This is a genomic window from Borrelia parkeri, assembly GCF_023035815.1.
Classification (GTDB): Bacteria; Spirochaetota; Spirochaetia; order Borreliales; family Borreliaceae; genus Borrelia; species Borrelia parkeri.
On sequence record NZ_CP073162.1, the window covers coordinates 23908 to 40609 of the forward strand.

At 28.4% G+C, this 16702-nt stretch carries 24 protein-coding genes and 3 pseudogenes; 9 read left to right on the forward strand and 18 right to left on the reverse strand.

What is annotated here, in order from left to right:
* The first annotated feature begins 31 nt into the window (after nucleotides 1-31).
* Nucleotides 32-457: an Mlp family lipoprotein gene (locus bpSLO_RS04965; protein ID WP_246989846.1), complete on the forward strand. Its 426-nt coding sequence runs from the start codon at nucleotides 32-34 to the stop codon at nucleotides 455-457.
* Between the two features lie 466 nt (nucleotides 458-923).
* Nucleotides 924-1683 (forward strand): annotated as a pseudogene (locus tag bpSLO_RS04970) (tyrosine-type recombinase/integrase).
* Between the two features lie 247 nt (nucleotides 1684-1930).
* Here bpSLO_RS04970 and bpSLO_RS04975 read toward each other — a convergent pair.
* The 8 genes from bpSLO_RS04975 to bpSLO_RS05010 form a co-directional block, all read right to left on the reverse strand.
* Nucleotides 1931-2749: a DNA adenine methylase gene (locus tag bpSLO_RS04975; RefSeq protein WP_246989850.1), complete on the reverse strand. Its 819-nt coding sequence runs from the start codon at nucleotides 2747-2749 to the stop codon at nucleotides 1931-1933.
* On the reverse strand, nucleotides 2746-3162 hold the full coding sequence (locus bpSLO_RS04980; protein ID WP_246989852.1) for a DUF261 family protein: 417 nt from the start codon (nucleotides 3160-3162) through the stop codon (nucleotides 2746-2748). The genes bpSLO_RS04975 and bpSLO_RS04980 overlap by 4 nt, the downstream gene beginning before the upstream one ends.
* A 65-nt stretch (nucleotides 3163-3227) precedes the next feature.
* Nucleotides 3228-3524 carry a hypothetical protein gene (locus bpSLO_RS04985; protein ID WP_246989896.1) on the reverse strand — a complete coding sequence of 99 codons (297 nt, stop codon included), beginning with the start codon at nucleotides 3522-3524 and terminating at the stop codon, nucleotides 3228-3230.
* A 39-nt stretch (nucleotides 3525-3563) separates the two neighbouring features.
* Entirely contained in the window at nucleotides 3564-3731 is a 168-nt protein-coding gene (locus tag bpSLO_RS04990; protein ID WP_246989897.1) for a hypothetical protein, read from the reverse strand.
* On the reverse strand, nucleotides 3712-3978 hold the full coding sequence (locus bpSLO_RS04995; RefSeq protein WP_246989898.1) for a single-stranded DNA-binding protein: 267 nt from the start codon (nucleotides 3976-3978) through the stop codon (nucleotides 3712-3714). Before bpSLO_RS04995 ends, bpSLO_RS04990 begins: the two co-directional genes overlap by 20 nt.
* Nucleotides 3953-4147 carry a hypothetical protein gene (locus bpSLO_RS05000; protein ID WP_025407653.1) on the reverse strand — a complete coding sequence of 65 codons (195 nt, stop codon included), beginning with the start codon at nucleotides 4145-4147 and terminating at the stop codon, nucleotides 3953-3955. Before bpSLO_RS05000 ends, bpSLO_RS04995 begins: the two co-directional genes overlap by 26 nt.
* Before the next feature lie 25 nt (nucleotides 4148-4172).
* Entirely contained in the window at nucleotides 4173-4697 is a 525-nt protein-coding gene (locus tag bpSLO_RS05005) for a DUF244 domain-containing protein (RefSeq protein WP_281506684.1), read from the reverse strand.
* Nucleotide 4698: 1 nt separating this feature from the next.
* The gene (locus tag bpSLO_RS05010) at nucleotides 4699-5541 is read right to left on the reverse strand and encodes a YqaJ viral recombinase family protein (RefSeq protein ID WP_246989899.1); all 843 of its coding nucleotides are present in this window, start codon (nucleotides 5539-5541) and stop codon (nucleotides 4699-4701) included.
* 270 nt (nucleotides 5542-5811) lie between these two features.
* On the opposite strand from bpSLO_RS05010, the pseudogene bpSLO_RS05015 reads away from it, so the two are divergent.
* The 7 genes and pseudogenes from bpSLO_RS05015 (at nucleotide 5812) to bpSLO_RS05035 (ending at nucleotide 10694) form a co-directional block, all read left to right on the forward strand.
* Nucleotides 5812-6884: pseudogene (locus bpSLO_RS05015) on the forward strand (plasmid maintenance protein).
* A gap of 101 nt (nucleotides 6885-6985) precedes the next feature.
* A complete protein-coding gene (locus tag bpSLO_RS08090) occupies nucleotides 6986-7177 on the forward strand; it encodes a DUF226 domain-containing protein (protein ID WP_348648860.1) in 192 nt (63 codons plus the stop codon).
* Nucleotides 7178-7190: 13 nt separating this feature from the next.
* Nucleotides 7191-7289 (forward strand): DUF226 domain-containing protein, encoded by a 99-nt coding sequence (locus tag bpSLO_RS08095; RefSeq protein WP_348648861.1) that lies wholly within the window; start codon nucleotides 7191-7193, stop codon nucleotides 7287-7289.
* A 120-nt stretch (nucleotides 7290-7409) separates the two neighbouring features.
* Entirely contained in the window at nucleotides 7410-7613 is a 204-nt protein-coding gene (locus tag bpSLO_RS05025) for a hypothetical protein (protein ID WP_246989903.1), read from the forward strand.
* 1147 nt (nucleotides 7614-8760) lie between these two features.
* On the forward strand, nucleotides 8761-8916 hold the full coding sequence (locus bpSLO_RS05030; RefSeq protein WP_246989901.1) for a chromosome replication/partitioning protein: 156 nt from the start codon (nucleotides 8761-8763) through the stop codon (nucleotides 8914-8916).
* A 2-nt stretch (nucleotides 8917-8918) separates the two neighbouring features.
* Nucleotides 8919-9018, forward strand: a pseudogene (gene bdr / locus bpSLO_RS08130) (Bdr family repetitive protein); the annotation flags it as partial.
* Between the two features lie 584 nt (nucleotides 9019-9602).
* Complete coding sequence (locus tag bpSLO_RS05035; protein ID WP_246989890.1) at nucleotides 9603-10694, forward strand: ERF family protein; 1092 nt, start codon at nucleotides 9603-9605, stop codon at nucleotides 10692-10694.
* A gap of 67 nt (nucleotides 10695-10761) precedes the next feature.
* Here bpSLO_RS05035 and bpSLO_RS05040 read toward each other — a convergent pair whose 3' ends face one another.
* The 10 genes from bpSLO_RS05040 to bpSLO_RS05085 form a co-directional block, all read right to left on the reverse strand.
* Nucleotides 10762-11115 carry a BBA14 family lipoprotein gene (locus bpSLO_RS05040; RefSeq protein WP_025407608.1) on the reverse strand — a complete coding sequence of 118 codons (354 nt, stop codon included), beginning with the start codon at nucleotides 11113-11115 and terminating at the stop codon, nucleotides 10762-10764.
* A 1-nt stretch (nucleotide 11116) separates the two neighbouring features.
* The gene (locus bpSLO_RS05045; protein WP_246989891.1) at nucleotides 11117-11452 is read right to left on the reverse strand and encodes a BlyB family putative holin accessory protein; all 336 of its coding nucleotides are present in this window, start codon (nucleotides 11450-11452) and stop codon (nucleotides 11117-11119) included.
* Complete coding sequence (locus bpSLO_RS05050) at nucleotides 11449-11664, reverse strand: BlyA family holin (RefSeq protein WP_246989868.1); 216 nt, start codon at nucleotides 11662-11664, stop codon at nucleotides 11449-11451. The genes bpSLO_RS05045 and bpSLO_RS05050 overlap by 4 nt, the downstream gene beginning before the upstream one ends.
* 65 nt (nucleotides 11665-11729) lie before the next feature.
* Nucleotides 11730-12644, reverse strand: coding sequence for a DUF685 domain-containing protein (locus bpSLO_RS05055; protein WP_246989892.1), 915 nt, complete (start codon nucleotides 12642-12644; stop codon nucleotides 11730-11732).
* 16 nt (nucleotides 12645-12660) lie between these two features.
* Nucleotides 12661-13266, reverse strand: a complete 606-nt coding sequence (locus bpSLO_RS05060; RefSeq protein WP_025407611.1) for a DUF735 family protein — start codon at nucleotides 13264-13266, stop codon at nucleotides 12661-12663.
* Nucleotides 13267-13280: 14 nt separating this feature from the next.
* Nucleotides 13281-14162, reverse strand: a complete 882-nt coding sequence (locus bpSLO_RS05065; RefSeq protein WP_025407612.1) for a DUF276 domain-containing protein — start codon at nucleotides 14160-14162, stop codon at nucleotides 13281-13283.
* A complete protein-coding gene (locus bpSLO_RS05070) occupies nucleotides 14159-14491 on the reverse strand; it encodes a hypothetical protein (RefSeq protein WP_025407613.1) in 333 nt (110 codons plus the stop codon). The genes bpSLO_RS05065 and bpSLO_RS05070 overlap by 4 nt, the downstream gene beginning before the upstream one ends.
* Before the next feature lie 47 nt (nucleotides 14492-14538).
* Nucleotides 14539-15081, reverse strand: a complete 543-nt coding sequence (locus bpSLO_RS05075; protein ID WP_025407614.1) for a DUF777 family protein — start codon at nucleotides 15079-15081, stop codon at nucleotides 14539-14541.
* 3 nt (nucleotides 15082-15084) lie between these two features.
* Nucleotides 15085-16059: a DUF693 family protein gene (locus bpSLO_RS05080; RefSeq protein ID WP_041178816.1), complete on the reverse strand. Its 975-nt coding sequence runs from the start codon at nucleotides 16057-16059 to the stop codon at nucleotides 15085-15087.
* A gap of 4 nt (nucleotides 16060-16063) precedes the next feature.
* Entirely contained in the window at nucleotides 16064-16699 is a 636-nt protein-coding gene (locus bpSLO_RS05085) for a DUF792 family protein (RefSeq protein ID WP_025407616.1), read from the reverse strand.
* Between the last annotated feature and the right edge of the window lie 3 nt (nucleotides 16700-16702).

Here is a 16702-nt window from a genome sequence, read left to right on the forward strand (position 1 = left end):
TTTTTAAATCAAAAAAGATAAGGGGATTTATATGAATAAAATTAATTTTATTTTGGTATTGGCACTACTAATTAGTAGTTGTGAATATGAGCATAGAAATGCTACACCTAAGAGTAGAGTTAAAAGAAATTTAGAAGAACAAGAAGAAGTACAAAAAACACCTGAAGAAGTGTTAAGAGAAAAATTAAATGAAACTCAAAAAACAAATCTAGATTTTTTAAAACAAGCTTTGGGTAATGATGATCTTTTTAACAAATTTTTAAATCATGATGAATCTAAAATAAAGGAAGCCCTTGAACATATAAATACTGAACTTGAAAAATGTAATGGAAATGATGGGGGTAAAAGCACTTTTAAAACCGTTGTACAAGGATATTTTAGTAAAATGGATGAAAGTACGCTCAATGGTTTTAAAGAAGGAGCAACAAGCACTTGTCAAGTAGGAGCAGGTGGTTAAAGAACCTCTCATAATCAAAAAGTTAAGAAATAATATTTAAGAAAGAGAGATTTAAGAGAAAAAGGCAACAAATATCCTAGATAAAAAAGCATGAAAAAGAATAAATTAAACTCGTTATAAAAATGGTAAGAGTAACTATAAAAGTAAACCTTTGGTTAACAGAAAGAGTAAAGTTAAATTTTCAAGAACAATATGTCTCATTGCAAAATGGAAAGCCACTAAATAGACAAATAAAGTCTACGGAGAGTAAAATTTGAAGTATTTGTTAAGGTTAGGTTAAAGTATTCTAGATATATTAACCAAACATGTAAAAAAATACCCTCTCTATTTATATAAACAACCTTAGATGAGATATTTTACTATGCAATGGAGACCTTTCAAAATTGACTCTACCTTTAAGTATTTGCTAATATTTTTATAACTAATTTTATCTATTTTTAAACTATTTAGTTAACTTTTAAATTATATGAAAGGGAAACATTTAATTAACTGCAATCTTAACTTAAAAATTAAAGAATTAGAAATGCAAAATGAGCACTTAAGAGAAGAATTAACTCTACTTAAAAGCTCACTTAAAACTAGAAATACTAAAAAATTAAACACTCCTGTAAGATTTTATCTAAATGACAAGACAACTAGACTAGTAAAACGCTCTATAGAGAGACTTAAAGAACAAGACCCAATCTCAGGATGGTTTGTACACTTACTCTCAATTACTGGTTGTAGGGGTGTTGAGATACAAAATGTAAAACTTACTGATATATATAAAGAGACAAGCAGTAATGGTGAAGTATTTTATTCTATTCGTGTTAATGTAGCTAAAAAACGCAGCAATATCTGTATAAGAGAAGTAGTTATTAGTAAGTTTGAATTTGATTCTATTATGAGGGCACATCAAGAATATTTTGGCTCTAGAGACAAAGACAGTAGGCGTACTTATCTATTTCAAAAAAGTAAACTCAAATTTCGTGACAATAAAGTTAGCATAATCAAGATTTCAAAACAATTTAAGGAATTACTAATTAAGGGAGGATTTAAACATCGCAAATCTTTGCATATACTCCGTAATATATTTATAGCATCACTTAAAGTCTAAAGGATATAATTCATTTGAAATTAAAGAGCTTATGAAATACTCATCTACTTCTGAGATTGATAATGTTTATGGACTCTCAAGTGCAAGTAAAATACAGGCTTACAAAGATATCAAAACTAGCTTGAAATAACCCATATTTTTTGCTAATATTTTTCATACACCTAAGGTACTATTTTCCCACTTCAAAAATTTTACCAACTTCAAAATAAATACCTAAAGATAAAATTAGGTATTTATTTTACATAAAAATTATTTGTTAAGCTTTTGTTTTTGATAATTCTTTGGTTTATAATATATATATTCTTTAAACTAAAATTTCATTATGCAGGGAAAAAAAGACTCTAAACTTTTCTAGGGTCTTTTTTCCATATACAAATTTACGCCTGCATTTTAAACATTTCCTTTTGAATATAACGAGTATCACGGAAGTCCATCCTTGACTTATTAGTTTTGTATGAAGTAGCTAGTATTTCATGTTTAGTTTTCTTAAAAATACTAGCTATACCAGTTGAGCGTGCTACATAATTTACAAAAAGATTATGCTTTAAGAAAAGCTCAACTACACTTAAATCATCAAATTCACTTATTGCAAATTGCCAACTATATCTCTTCATCTCTATAATAAGTCTCTCTAGAGAATCTAAATTCCATCCACGATTATCAGCAAGATTGCCACGTGAAATTGAATATGGAGGGTCAAGATATACAAATGTTGAGCTTACCTTATCTCGCCTAGGTAGTGCTGCTAAAAATTTAAAAATATCACGTGACGTAAATATTGCATTATCAAGCATCTCTTTAAATCTAGATTTATAAGTTTGAAGGGTACTTAAAAACAATCTCTTAGCATTACTTCGATTTAACTTCATAGTTACGCCGGATGAAGCATAAAGTGAATACAAACTTCGCAAAACCATGTATTCGATTTTGTCCAGGTTCTCATTAATAATGCTATCATAAATAATTGCATCTCTTACACGCTTGTAGAGCAACTCAGGGTCTTGTCTTAAGATATAAAAAAACTTATATATAAATTTAGAATTATCATTGAGTATATTGTAATGGGCTAATGGCTTTGCAAAAAATACAGCTCCTGTACCAAAAAATCCTTCAATATACTGGGTATGCCTAGGAAAAAGACTTATAATATCAGCACTATAAAGGTATTTACTTCCTTCTCTACTTAGTAGTTTCAATATTTCTTAAATATTCTCCTTGATGTAATTTCATATTCAACACCCCGCTCTTTAAGCATCAGTGAATCATAAAGCACAGATGCCTCATTAGTTGCTATAAAATGATATCCTGGTGTATTTTTAATCTTAACTTCACTTATCTCAAATTCTCCATCTAAACATCTGTAAGCAGGGCCTTCCCACCTCACACTTGTACTAATATCAAACCGTCTAAGCACAGCGCATGGGTTTAGAATATAACAATTACTTCTTATATATCCTAACTTAACAAAGTTATGATAATTCTTATTTATATCAAGAACACTAAACTGCAACTTTTTATACTTTTCTATGTAATAATGAAGAGATAAAAAGTAACATCCCCATTGACGTACTGCTGAAATTAAATTCGGATTATTTTGCGTTATTTTCATCTCTAACCTTCAACCTCCATTAAATCTCTAAGTCTGGCTCCTCAAGAAGACACTCTACACTACTATCATAAAAGTTTAGAATTTGATCTACAAAATATAGAAATATTAAAAAACCTAGCTACAAATATACTCCTCTTGTTAATCTTAAGTATCCCATATCTTGAAGCGAAGTCAGGACTCTTTTTGCAAATGCTTAAAAACACATCTAAACATAACTTAGCATTCCCAATAGTAAGCCCTTCTCTGCAAAGTCTCTCAAATAGCATCTCTCCTTGTCTGTCTTTCCTACAAAGTAAAACATCTTCAAAATCATATTTAGCTCCCATCATATTTTCTATAAGCTCCCTTTTTGATACTACCACCCCATACCTCCTTAACTTTTAATTTACCTTATATAACTACTAAAAAGGAATATCTTCATAAAACTCATCTTGAGATTTAGAATCATTAGTCTCTTGTGTTTTAATTGATGAGTTTAAGATTTGAATATCATTTACCAAAATACTGTATTTACTCTTCCCCTCACCTGTACGCTTATCTCTCCAATTCTCACAAGACAAGGGATCCACTAAGTACAACTTGAACCCCTCGTTTAAGCAAAACAGCAAGACTCTCAGCTTTAGAGCCAAAAATCACACAGTCAAAAAATTGTGCTTGGCTCTCCCATGAACTACGCCTCCTAACACCTCTATTATTAGCCAGAGTAAATTTTAATATAGAAAGACTATTACTAGTATAATTAAGCTCACAGTCTCTTGTTAAACGACCAGACATACTTAAAGAGTTAATATCAAACACCAGAACTCTCCTCATCATAAATCCTACTTAACATCTCCATACGTCTTAAATCACAATCAAGTCTTCTCATATTTTCTAAAAATTCTTGTCTTGAATAATAATCCTGAATGAGTCTCGCTATACTTCGCATGCAAAACTTACATAAAAATCTTAAAGCCTTATAAGTAATTACCAAAAATAAAACCATAAATATAAACCTCATAAAGGTACCCTTAAACAGCATTTAAAATAGGAGTGGACCAATCATTAACTACATTTGAATTACTACTAAAGGTAAAATCCATAACAGAGCTTAAAAACTTAAATCTATCCTTAATAGCTCTCCTACTCATATCTAAATGGAATAGATTCCCATCAAAGTCATAATTTATATGTTCATTTAAAGAAAATTCTTTAACCAGAGCATCTATTTGAAATTTAAGTTTATCTTTAATAGGTTTTGTTAACCTAGACAACTCTAACGCATGATCCTTTTTAGTTGTCTCTTCTACCTTGTCAATTTCAGATTGCAATGCAATAATCTTTTCAAGATGTCTCTTCAAATTCAAATTTTCGTCTTCATCAATCTCAAGATGACTTGCTTTTAAAAATGTTAAAAATTCAAACTTGAAATCCATATCACACAACTCTTGATACACAAAGCTATTCTTTAAAAAATCTTCAATAATAACACTCAGCTCGTCTAAATCAATATTTTTAATATCAATATCACTATTTGATTTTAAAGATTTGGCAATATTACTTACTTCTCTGCTCTAATCTTGAAACCTCAGTCATTACAGCACTAATAAAATTATCATCCCTATTAATTACACAGTTGATAGCCTCATTACCTATGATAATAAATAAATTTCCCCTATCTAAACCTGTACATAAGAGTTGCATTTGTACTTGAACATAATATTTGAAGAAATATTTATTTTCTAAAAAATTACCTGTTTTATTGTATTCAAAAGCTGCACTTTTTAAGTAAAGATTATCACTAAATTTGATCTCAAGTAACTCTGCTTCTCCCGAGCTGCTTACAAACCATCCATCAATTGTTGACCCAACTAATGTCTCACGGCCCTTAAATTTTTTAAAATAATTATATTTGTCAACACCGTTTGCATATTTGTTTTTATGCAACACTTCAATATTGCCTGCGTGCATACGAACAAATTCATCAAATCCTAAAGACTCTAGTATCTTCCCCTTTCTCATGCTTAAATTATCTTCAAATGGAATCTCTCTTCCTATAGCTTTAAGTATCCTATCTCGCATTAATTTTTCTAAAGAATCAGCTCCAATAAACATACTTCCAACTTCACTTGCACCCATATGCTTTAATGCTTCTCTTTGCATACTAAAATCAACCTTACTATTAAACTTAAAACATTCATCTCTTCCAATTTTTGGTAATTTACGTCCTATCTTATTTATTTTACTTAACTGTTTTTGTTTACCTTTAAAATTTTCTTGACTTTGATATGCAAAAGATTCAAATCCTTCAAACATCATCTGCCTGTACAAACCAAATTGTTGCATCCCCACCTCTGATCTTTGTTTTATTTTTGTTATTTTTGTCATTATATTTATCATATTTAACCCCTCATATATTAGGTATTTATAAATAAAATAATATAACAAAAAATTGTTTTTGTCAAAACTTTTTGATATATTATTTTTGTTAAATTCTATAAAAAATACATTTTTATTATAAATAGGTTTACTTTTTATCCGGTATTGCGTTACTATGATTAACAATAATAAACCTAATAAATAATAGGAGCTTAATAATGAAAAGCATAAACAAAACTTACCAACAAACACCAACACAAATTAATAGTTTTAATATCTACATTAGATTACGTGAACTTGAACCTTAAAAAATACACTCAAAGCAACATACTTTATTACTTTAATAGACAATCTAAGACGCAAATGACCTAAAAAACCTATCAAACTTAAAACACTTCAAAAATATCTTTATAAATTAGAAAAAGAATTTAAAGTGTCACAATTAATTATCACAAACATTTGGGAGTTAACATGGGAACTGAAATTCATTACAAACTTAAATACTCTAAAAAAGAATGTCATCACATAATCAATAAACACTTTAGAGATAAAAAAGAAGAAAAATATCAAAAAACGTGTCAAATACTTATCTTAAAAAGACTTGCATTAAAAATGAGAAGTGTAGAAAAATGGGCGTGTTTTATATAATACTTATAATAAAAAAGAAGAAAATAAAAACAACACAAAATACTATAGAAAAATTACAAGTAGAGAAATACGCTAAGAAATGCAAATTTAAATCAAATGCTTTCCTTTCTATTTTGAATTTAGAAGCGGAAAAAGATTTTAAAATTCAATCATTTAAAGCCATTAAAATAGCTGAAAATTATAGTTACGAAAAAACAAATGACATTAAACCAAATAACAGTAAGCTTAAGAATAAACAAAAAGAATTAAGTAAGATATTAGATGAGATAAAAGCTAATCTAAAGAATGAAGGATATGACAACAAACAATTAAAGATCCAAATACAAAACGTGTATGAACAATATAAAAACAAACCCCACTTTATCATAGAAAGAGATAAATACATCGATTTAAAGAAGATAATAGAAAAACTTAAAAAAATAGTTGAATGTGCTAATAAAAACGTGAAAGAAAATGAAAGAGACATTAGGAATAACGTATTTAGCATACTTCTTGAACAATTAAAAGACAAAGTGGACATATCGGTTTTGGTACCAATATTAAAGAATTATTTAAGCAAACAGAACAAATTAGAATATAACAAGGTATTTAGTAACCATTACTACTATGAACTTTTAGAGTTAATGGAAAATAATAAAGATTATTTACAATTAGGAGAATCTAAAAAAGTTACTAAGTTAAGGATTAATTATGGAAAGTGTGTTAGAACGCCTTAAAGATAAAAAATTAGAAATTAAGGATAAGATTGATAAAGCTGAGATCTTTTTACAAAAATAGAGAAAGTAAAAATAGCAAAACATTGTATCATACAAAAATAATGAATGGATTTCTTTTCATTTGGCAGTTGATAAAAATCAAAAGGACAAATTTTTTATTTCATTTAGAGGATTATTTAATCAGAGAAAAAATAACACCTTTTAATTTATTTTCTTTAAAAGATGATGATAAATTTTTAGGTATTTATTATGGTTATAGAAAACCAATAAAGAATATAGTAAGAAGAGTATGAGGAAAATGGAATCGTGAAAACAACCTCATTTTCAAAAGTTTATTACATAGAATTTAGATTTAAAAAGGGTAGTGTATTTTGTTATCTTAAGAGGGATATCTCGTTTAATTAGAAAAGATAAAACAGATACAAAATATTATCAATCTTTAATTGAAAATATTTCACAAACTTAGAAAAACTAAGTATATGAATTTTATGGTAAAAAATTATCAGAAGGAGGGCTAATAAACAAATGGATAGAAAAAACCTTAAAAGTAATTACAATTACAACACATTAAAGGTGGTGTTGGAAAAAGTACAAGTTCAATTATATTTGCTAACACTATTGGCTCAAAAATACAAAGTACTTTTAATCGATATGGATGACCAAGGCATCAGTATCACTAGTTATTATTTTAATGAACTAGAAAATAGGGCAAAATATATCAATTTCTAAAATTAAATATAGACGAAGTTTTAATAGAAAAAATTAGATATTAATAGAATTAATAGTTAATATCAATACTAATTTAGACATAATACCTAGTTATATAAATTTATATTCTCTTAAACAGAAGTATGAATGTGTTAATTGTGAAAAGGACGTTTGCATTTGTTGATTTAAGGAATGTTAAAAAACAAACTATCTTATTTAATAACTGATTTATGAGTTATATAATTATTGATACGAATCCTTATTTAGGAATTTTACATTAAAGACTATCTTTAATATCCACTGATTATATAATATCTCCAATGACAGCTGAAAAATGGTCAATTGAAAGTTTTGATTTATTATCTGCATTACATAAATAAGTATAATTTAAAATTACCTATTTTTTTAATTGTAACTAGATTTAAAAACAATCTTACACATAAAAATTTATTAAATCAATTAGAAAGTCTAATGCTGAATTTTTTAGGCATTATATCAGAAAGAGAAGATTTAAACAGAAGAATAGCATGAAATGTAGAAATTTTGATTTTACAAAAGACTATATTATGTGAATATCAAAATGCTATGAGATTTGTTTTCTTATCAAAAACATTGTTGAATTTTAACAAACATATAAACTGTCCGTTGCAACGGACAATTTTTCAAAGAGTCCTATGAGTAAATTATTTAGAAATTTGTAAGTTCAAAGACGCAATTTATCTAATGATCAATAAAGTGGTTGGTTTAAAGGAATCAAAAACAGAATGCCCAATACTGAATTCAGCTATATACTTAGTACAATTGTAGATGAACATAAAAGATCACTAGAATAGTTTGAGGGAATTTAGTAAGCCGAAGTTACTGATTAATATTAAAAGACGAAATATATGCGAAAATAATTGACACTATGAAGATCTTTAAAAAGAAATTAATGAAAAAGAACTTTATTTAGAAGATGGATTTAAAACTTTTTCAGATTTTATATCAGCGTTTAAGCTTGCAAGAATCTCAGGCTTATCTGGATATAAAATTATGGCTGATAGCCATTGAATCGAGGTGTGCTTATAGAGGAGGAATTTATAATTCAGAATGGGATTCAAAATTGCTTCTTCAGATATATACAAACTACAAATAGTGATATCTATTAAAGAGATCAAGACAAAATCCAATAAAGCCATTAAGATTTCAGCTTAAGAATCAAGATAGTTACGATTTTTATAAGCAAAATGCTAAGTTTACAAGTTTCTTAATGGATGAACTTTTTAAAGACAAAAAAGATTTACTTGAAGAGTTTATGAAAAAATTTAAAAGTTTAAAAGGCTAAGTATGAAGGAGTTTTTAAATAAGGGGTTTACTGAAGAAGCTGTGGAATTTCATTTTACTTCATAATGATAATTCTAATTTTGAAGTCTTAAGGGAAAAGATGAATATTAAAACTCATCATTAAGTGAGAATAACTTAATATATTAATTTGCAAAGATAGAATTTAATAGGGATATATCTGATTTAGATAACAAGAGTGGACAATATATTGACAAATTTATTTTAGATTTACATATATCAATAATGATATTGGAGAAGAAGTGGTAGAGGACCATTCTTGTCTTAAGAAGAAATGAAAATAATCATACAATCTGTTAGAAAAGCTTGATATGTCAAATAAGTTTTATTAGAAAAGCTTAGTGTAGGAAATAGAATCTCACTATTATTATAGCAGTAGGTGTTTTTCAATAGATTATATCTATTGTTATGTCTCTAATAAGTAAGTTCTTTAAAAAATAAAAATTTTACTTATAACTAAGGATTGACTTAATTTTAGATTTATTGTATGCTACCTATAGTCGATAATTCTACATTTTAGGACTACCTATAATTTTCCATTAAAAGCCTATTGAGCTTAATTAAGAACTCTTAAATGAATTTTGCTAATTAAGCTCTAAATTTTTTATAATTATACAAAACCTAATATTTGCTGTATTTTGGTTTTATTAATACTTATAGGAGTTAATCATGACAAATAAAATAACAAGAACTAAAATTCAAAATACAAAAACTAAAATGCGCAGAGCAGTTAAAAAACAGAGTAAACAGACAGCAAGAAAAGTAACAGATATAAGAGTAAATAATCAAAATTCAGTAACAAATGAAAATCAATCAAAGATAAACTTTCTAAAGTCTCTGCATAGTCTACAAATGCATTTAAGTGGTGTTGATAAAAATCTTAATGGGTATGGATATAAGTATCAAGACTTTAATGAGATAATAAGAGAAATTAAGAACGTTATAAAGACCAATAATTTAGACATTGGTTTTGTTCAACTTCCAACCATAAAGACTTTTGGGATGATGGTACAATTAATGTTATTACAACAACATTTTATAGCCCAAACAGTGGCTATTCTGAGTCATTTGATACACCAATTTATAGCGAGAAGTAACTGTCATCTGTATCATCAAAGAATCAAAACACTTTGCCTCAACTTGTGGGTTCATGCAATAACTTATTTTAAAAGGTATGCACTTGTTGCATACCTTTCAATTGAGAGTGAAGTTGACACTGATGCTAGTTCCTTAGAGCATGTTCAAGAAGCTAATGGAGAAAGAGTTAGTAGTGTGGATGTTTCACCTGTAAATTCTTTAAATAAAGATAAAGATATTAATACTAAAAGAGTAACTAAAGGTGAAACAAAACAGCCACCTGTAAGTCATAAATCTGTAATTAGTCTTGATAAACTTCCTAAACGTATACCCGCTAAGTATCATTATTACAAGAAATTGCTTCAAGCATCTAAAAGGATGCATTCGGTATTAGATGATGCACCTTTTGATAGTTTAGAAATGATAGATAAGTTTTTAATACAATTAAAGAATGATGATGATTCGAGTATACTCAAGTTTTTTGAAACCAAACCAGAGCTTAAAACTATAAAGTATTGGACTGAGCTTATAAATAATTATTTAAAGAGAACAGAGTCTGATCCAGAAGTAATTGAAGGTTTTTCTAAATTTTTAACATATAGAGAGCCAAAATATGGCCAGAGTCCACTCAAATTATTTGGATATATAGCTAGTGATAATAATTTTGGGTATCTATGTGAGTAAACAGGACCTCTATTCCATTTATTTTAAAAGATAAGCCCTTAGGTGAGGGCTTATCTTTTTTATTTATTTAATTTTGTAATTTTGAATATCTTTTGTACACCATTTGGGCAATGGGTTTAATTATACTAATATATTCTTTAAACAGATTGATATTAAACATTAAATCATCAATTGTACTCTCAGATTTCAGTGTTGATGTATCAAAGTAAGTAAACTTAGGATACTTTGGGTCATTAACCTTTTTCTTTGTTCTAGTTAAGAATACTTGTAAGTACATAACATAATCAGATAACTTAGCTTCATATACACTTAGTTCTTTAATAGTTTGGGTTTTAGGAGGTGTTGGCTCCTCTGTTAGTGACGCAATAGATGTACATGAAAAGATAACTGTTAAAAGGGTTAGTTTTATAAGTTTACTCAAATTATGCCTCCTTTAGCATTTTGATGTAAGTGCTCATTATCTTGTTACGTTTAGCTCTAAGTTGTGATGTGTATTTTGTAAGCTCATCGTGATCATCAGCATTTTCTATGATTTCAATGTTAATCCTTAGTATCTCCTCAATTTCACGTAGTAGTTTAATAGCTTCCCTCCCTTCCATTTGATATATGCTAGCTTCATATAGAACGTAAAAGTAATTAACCACTTTAGTAAAAATATTGATATAAGTGGCAGTATTTTTACCGTGGTGATTACTTTTAATAATTTCGGTAAAGTTATTTAAAATATCAACACTTAATTTAGCAGTGCTTAATTTCATAAGTCCTCTCCTTTATCTGTGTCTTTACCTTGTTTTTTTATCTTACTAGCTAAAATAGTTAGTATATCTTTGATTGCTGGCTTGAAGATCAGTCCAAGACTTAAGATAAAGGCACCAATAATAACTAACTTCACTTCATTGATGTTAATCAGTTGAAGTAAAAAATTTAATACATTATTCTCAACTTCATTCAACTTTATGTCTCCTCTCATTTAAATTGGTAGCTACAACTATATATCAATATAGCAAAAACAAAACTAAAAAATACAAATAAAAATTATAGCTTCACGAGTAAAGGAACGCCACTCACATTCTTTTGCATATACCAACCTTCTAGAATATTGGCATCAAAACCTGTACCGCCATGTACACTTGAAAGCTTAAAGATAGTTCGTTTTGAAGAATAGCTATATTTTATGCTTACTTCTTTATCAGATTGTGAAGTTGAATTAGATCTTGCAGTAACTTTGACAATTAAATATATGGGACTATCATCATATGAACTGTCTGTTTGTATAATAATTTCTTCATTGTTAGATGTAGCTGTGGACCCAAGGTCAAAGACATAACGTCCATATTTTAAACTAGACATGTACACAGTGTTTCTATAAAACCCGTCACTATTATAACTAGTTGCTCTTATTGTAGTAGTACTACTTGTACTAAAGCTGTTACTAATACCAGTTAGATATTCTTGTACTGGAATTTTTTTTAAACTAGAGTAATAAAGTCCTATAAAGTAATGACTTTTGCTTAAATTATCTTCAGGCAAGTTAGATTCAAACTTACTTGTAACTTTACTTATAATAGTGTCCATAACACTAGATTCATTATTTTTAAGTTTTTCTATAACTTTATTATATGTCTGTGAAATACTACTAGAGTCATCTTTTAAAAATTTGGTAAGTACTTGACTATAAACTTGGTTTATAAAATTGGTGTCGCTTAGCAATTCATTAGCAATTAGTGTTTTGATAACTTGTTTGAAATCATTCTTTCGATCACCATCATCTAGGAATATTTTTGTATGTAAGTCCTTATGGAAGTTATCAAGAGTAATAGCATGACAACTAGAAAACCCATCATCTAGGACCAAAAGGTCAGTGGGTTTAAGCTTGGTTAATTTATTAAGATTTTTAATCTCAATTGTATCATCGTGTTTTACAATACCTTCAGGTTCTTGACTTGACATAAAATCTCCTTAACTATTATCCTTTAAATTCTTTTATATATTGACCCTCATGGTCTTGTATCTTGAGTACTCTTCCAATAGGGATCAGTTTTTTAATAAGTGCATAAATTGAATGCTCATATCCTTTAGGAAGCAAGGTCATAGTCCAAGCTTTTTTAAAGATTTGCCCATTTTTTTTAGTTCTAAAGATAATTTTTTTATATGGGGAGTTTTTTGGAGTACTACCTACAATAAATACGATAACATTAGTTTTAATATGACTTTTAAGTTTGATGTTAATAACACCAGGCTCTAGAGTAGTAGGAACAATATCAACATTAAGAAAAGCCTTAAATAGTTTTATAAATGATTCATGGGTTCCAATATGACGCAAAGCAAATAGTACACTATCAATATTTTTAGCAAGTGTTTCAAGTGTTTGGTTTGTTGAGTAAATAATTTGTAGTATATCAGATAACCAAAACGCTATGAATCTTGAATTTAGGTGCTCACTAGCATTAATATCTTCGAAATTAGCAATAAGATCTTTAATTTCTTTGATGATTTTATTTATAAATGCTAATTCAGTATTTATAATTTTTTCAACTTGAGTGTCTTTAAGAAATGTCGGTATATTTACCATAATCTATCCTTTTTTTATGAAGAGATATCAATTAGCAACCTATCAGCATTAAAATTTAGATCGAGAATTTCATTTGCTTCAATTTTAATATTCTCATTTTGCTTGAATTCGCTTGTATTAATATCAGTAATTTTTACGTCCAGGTTATCTTTTATGGCAACAGAAACATCAATGCAATGAACACCTTTAATTTCATTAACAGGAGCGAAGAAATCTTGATATTCAAAACTTATTCCCATATCTGTGTAGTTATTATTTTTAATTCGAGTATAAATTTCTCTAATTTTAAAGTCAATGTTCAAGTATATATGATTCTCAAGATTGACTTTGTATTTACTCTTAAGATATGCGTATTTGCGTTTTCCAATTGATACTTTGTAATCAATTTTTTGATTTTGGCTATTAATTCCATCTATGAGAATATCGCCTTCAAAAACAGTACCAACAGGACATGTAAGATAAAGTGTCTCCCAAATTAATGCTTTAAGATTGGAGTCTGTAATTTGACTCTTCTCTTTATTCATCATCGAGTCATCTAATATTAGGTAAATACTAGCCTTACCAGCTGTGCTTTTAATATTGACATTTCTAATTCCATTAAGATTTAGTAATGCACTTTTTATAGCATCATAGGTAGTACTTTTAATGCTTATATGTTTTTGTATCTCCTTCCAATAAGGAGAATCTGGTTTAAGAAGAGAAAATAATTTGTTAACCTCACCTATTAGTTCATATTCTTTTATTGCAAGTGAGTTTGCAATTATATTGTAAATGGATGTAGGGTCATTATTAATTATAATTCCATACGTGTCTCTTAAATATTCACGTTTGGTATTAATTATTTGTTGGATATCCTGTTTTAAAGTTCCAAAGTCAGGATCAAAGAGAATACTCATATTTTAATCTCCATATTCAAAGTGTCGTTTGCAAATTCAAATGTAATGTTTAATTTTTTATTTATAATAGTTGTTTCAATGTTTATAGCATCAATCCTTAGGTCTTGTATGATATTTGAAAGGTAAGTTTTAATTTGTGTTAAAGAGCTTGTCTTAGCAAATCTTGCTGCAAGATCATAGTCAAATCCCCAATGAGGAGCATTTTTAATACTACCCTTTGGAGTTTTAAGGAAAATAAATAAACGTTGCTTTTGTTCATTTATTCCATTAGTTAATGCTAAGTCTTGTTTAAAGACAGAATTAAATTGATTGTCAATCTGTAAATCCAATTTTTAACCCTCAAGGTAGCAAGTATATTGCTTAATTTAACAAAAACCTATTTAAGTAACATATTTATTTTACTTGTAATCTTTGTAAGATTACTATAAAAACTAGGTTCAACTACTGATTGTCCAGTAACCCTTAAATTGTATAGACAAGATACAATCTCTTCCAGCACTGCTCTTAGACTTGTATTATTAGCTTTAATGTCTATGGGATTTTGTATGTCAATTGTAAAGTCATTAACTTTGATAGTAGCATTTTGCATATTAATAGGCCTTAGAATATAGAAATAGTTTTTATCAAAATAATTATCATCATCCTCATTAAAAAGGTTAATACTACTTTGAAGAAGGATAACACTCTCACCTTCTTTAAGAGTAAAGTGCATATTTGATATATTGCGTGTTTTAATCTCTAAATCTGTCTCTCCAGAGAGTAAAACGACACCTTCTTGTGTAGAGGAGTTAAAAGATTTAATTATTCCTAGCTTAGAGATAAAAATATTTCTGTAAGTCCATAGTTTTATCTCTTCTTGTGTTAGTGCTGAACCTTTCATTTGGCTGTTCATTCTGTATATTTCATAATTCAAGTTCATAAGTTATCGAGCTTCTCCTTTGATATTTAAATAATTAGAGTCATCATAAAGCTTCAAGGTAAGTGAGCACTCACCAGTATTGCTTAAAGCAGCACTAGTCTCTATAATGCTACTCTTAACTTCACTCCCCAGCGAATCTAGAAATTTGACCCTATCACCAACTTTTAGTTTGTGTGTATACATAATCTTGGCATTCCAATATATAAGTCTTATATTGCGGGTACTTCCAATAGCAATCTCTTGTTGCGGGATAAAGTGAAGACCAAAATCTTCAAGAAAGATATAATTTGTATCTTTAGCTTCAGGTGTGGCGTTAGTAAAGATATAATTACACTCAACATGAGTGTGCCTGAGAGCTGATTCTTTAATAAGTTGTCTGTGATCTTTAGGTGCAATATCTGTCCTAACACTTTGAACATACTTTTTAGTTATCTTTTCAATAAACTCAAGAGGAGTATTTGCACAAAAACTTTCAGTTATAATTTTTGTTCTATCAGCATAACTCATATTGATTATATGTCTATTAGGAAATGCTATAGAGATGGCATTCTCTACACTCATGCCTTGAAATTGATTTATGTCAAGTTTGCTATTGAAGTAATTACTTTTTGTTGCCAAATGAACTTCAAGATCAACACTAAAATCACCACTATCATAATCAGTACTCATAGGAACACCTAAATACCCTGACATAATAAAATCATAATCTCTAGAGTCTGCGAATTTTTTATAAAATATCTTTACAATATCTCCTTCATTTACATTACGAGTAAAATCAAGAGATAAGTTCCAAAGACTTAGCTTGCTTCTCTTTGCACACACATAATTATTGCTTGAGTAAATATCAGATATTGATATGTCAATGTGTATACCGTCTTCAGTTTTAATTATGATTTTAGGTTTTTCTTCTGATGTGCTAGTTTGACTTATGTTATAAAATTCGATTTTAAAGTCGTATTTGATAAGCCTTTCTTCCATTTCCTTATCCTTTATATACATTAAATGTTTTAAGAACTTCTAATGTGAGACTAATTTCAACCTCATCAAGGTATACTGTGTCTTTAAGGGTAAGAGATGTAATTGCAACTATGCTTCTAAACCCTAGAGTTGGGCTGTAGAGGCTAAATGGTACACTCTCTTCAACTCTGTTAACCAGTTGTTGTTTTGCTAAATTACTAGTATGAGGAAAAATTAACTTTCCAAAAGCCGTATTAGTTGAAAAATTAAGCAGTTCCTTATAAGCACTAGTTAATACAGCATTATTTAGTGTGATAACTTCGCCAGTAAAAGTTGGATTGTAGCTTACATATTCAGCTTTACGTGTGTAATAGTCAATTACAGGATGTTTTGAACATGTTGTGGTGTAAGTTGTGCTAATTAGTTCACTTTTAGGTAAAATGAAGAACCCTTGAGGGACATATCCAAGTCCTTTAAAGTCCATCCTTGGACATAAACTTAAGAAATTATATGCCATAAACACGGTAGAGATTTCATTGAATGTTTCTTTAAGGATATTTGTTATTTGTGATGGTGTAAGATTTAAAGGGTCTAGGGTTGCCTTTAGGGGTGCTGTGTCTTTGTATTTATAAGTAAAATCAGTTGTAAATTGTGATATCATATA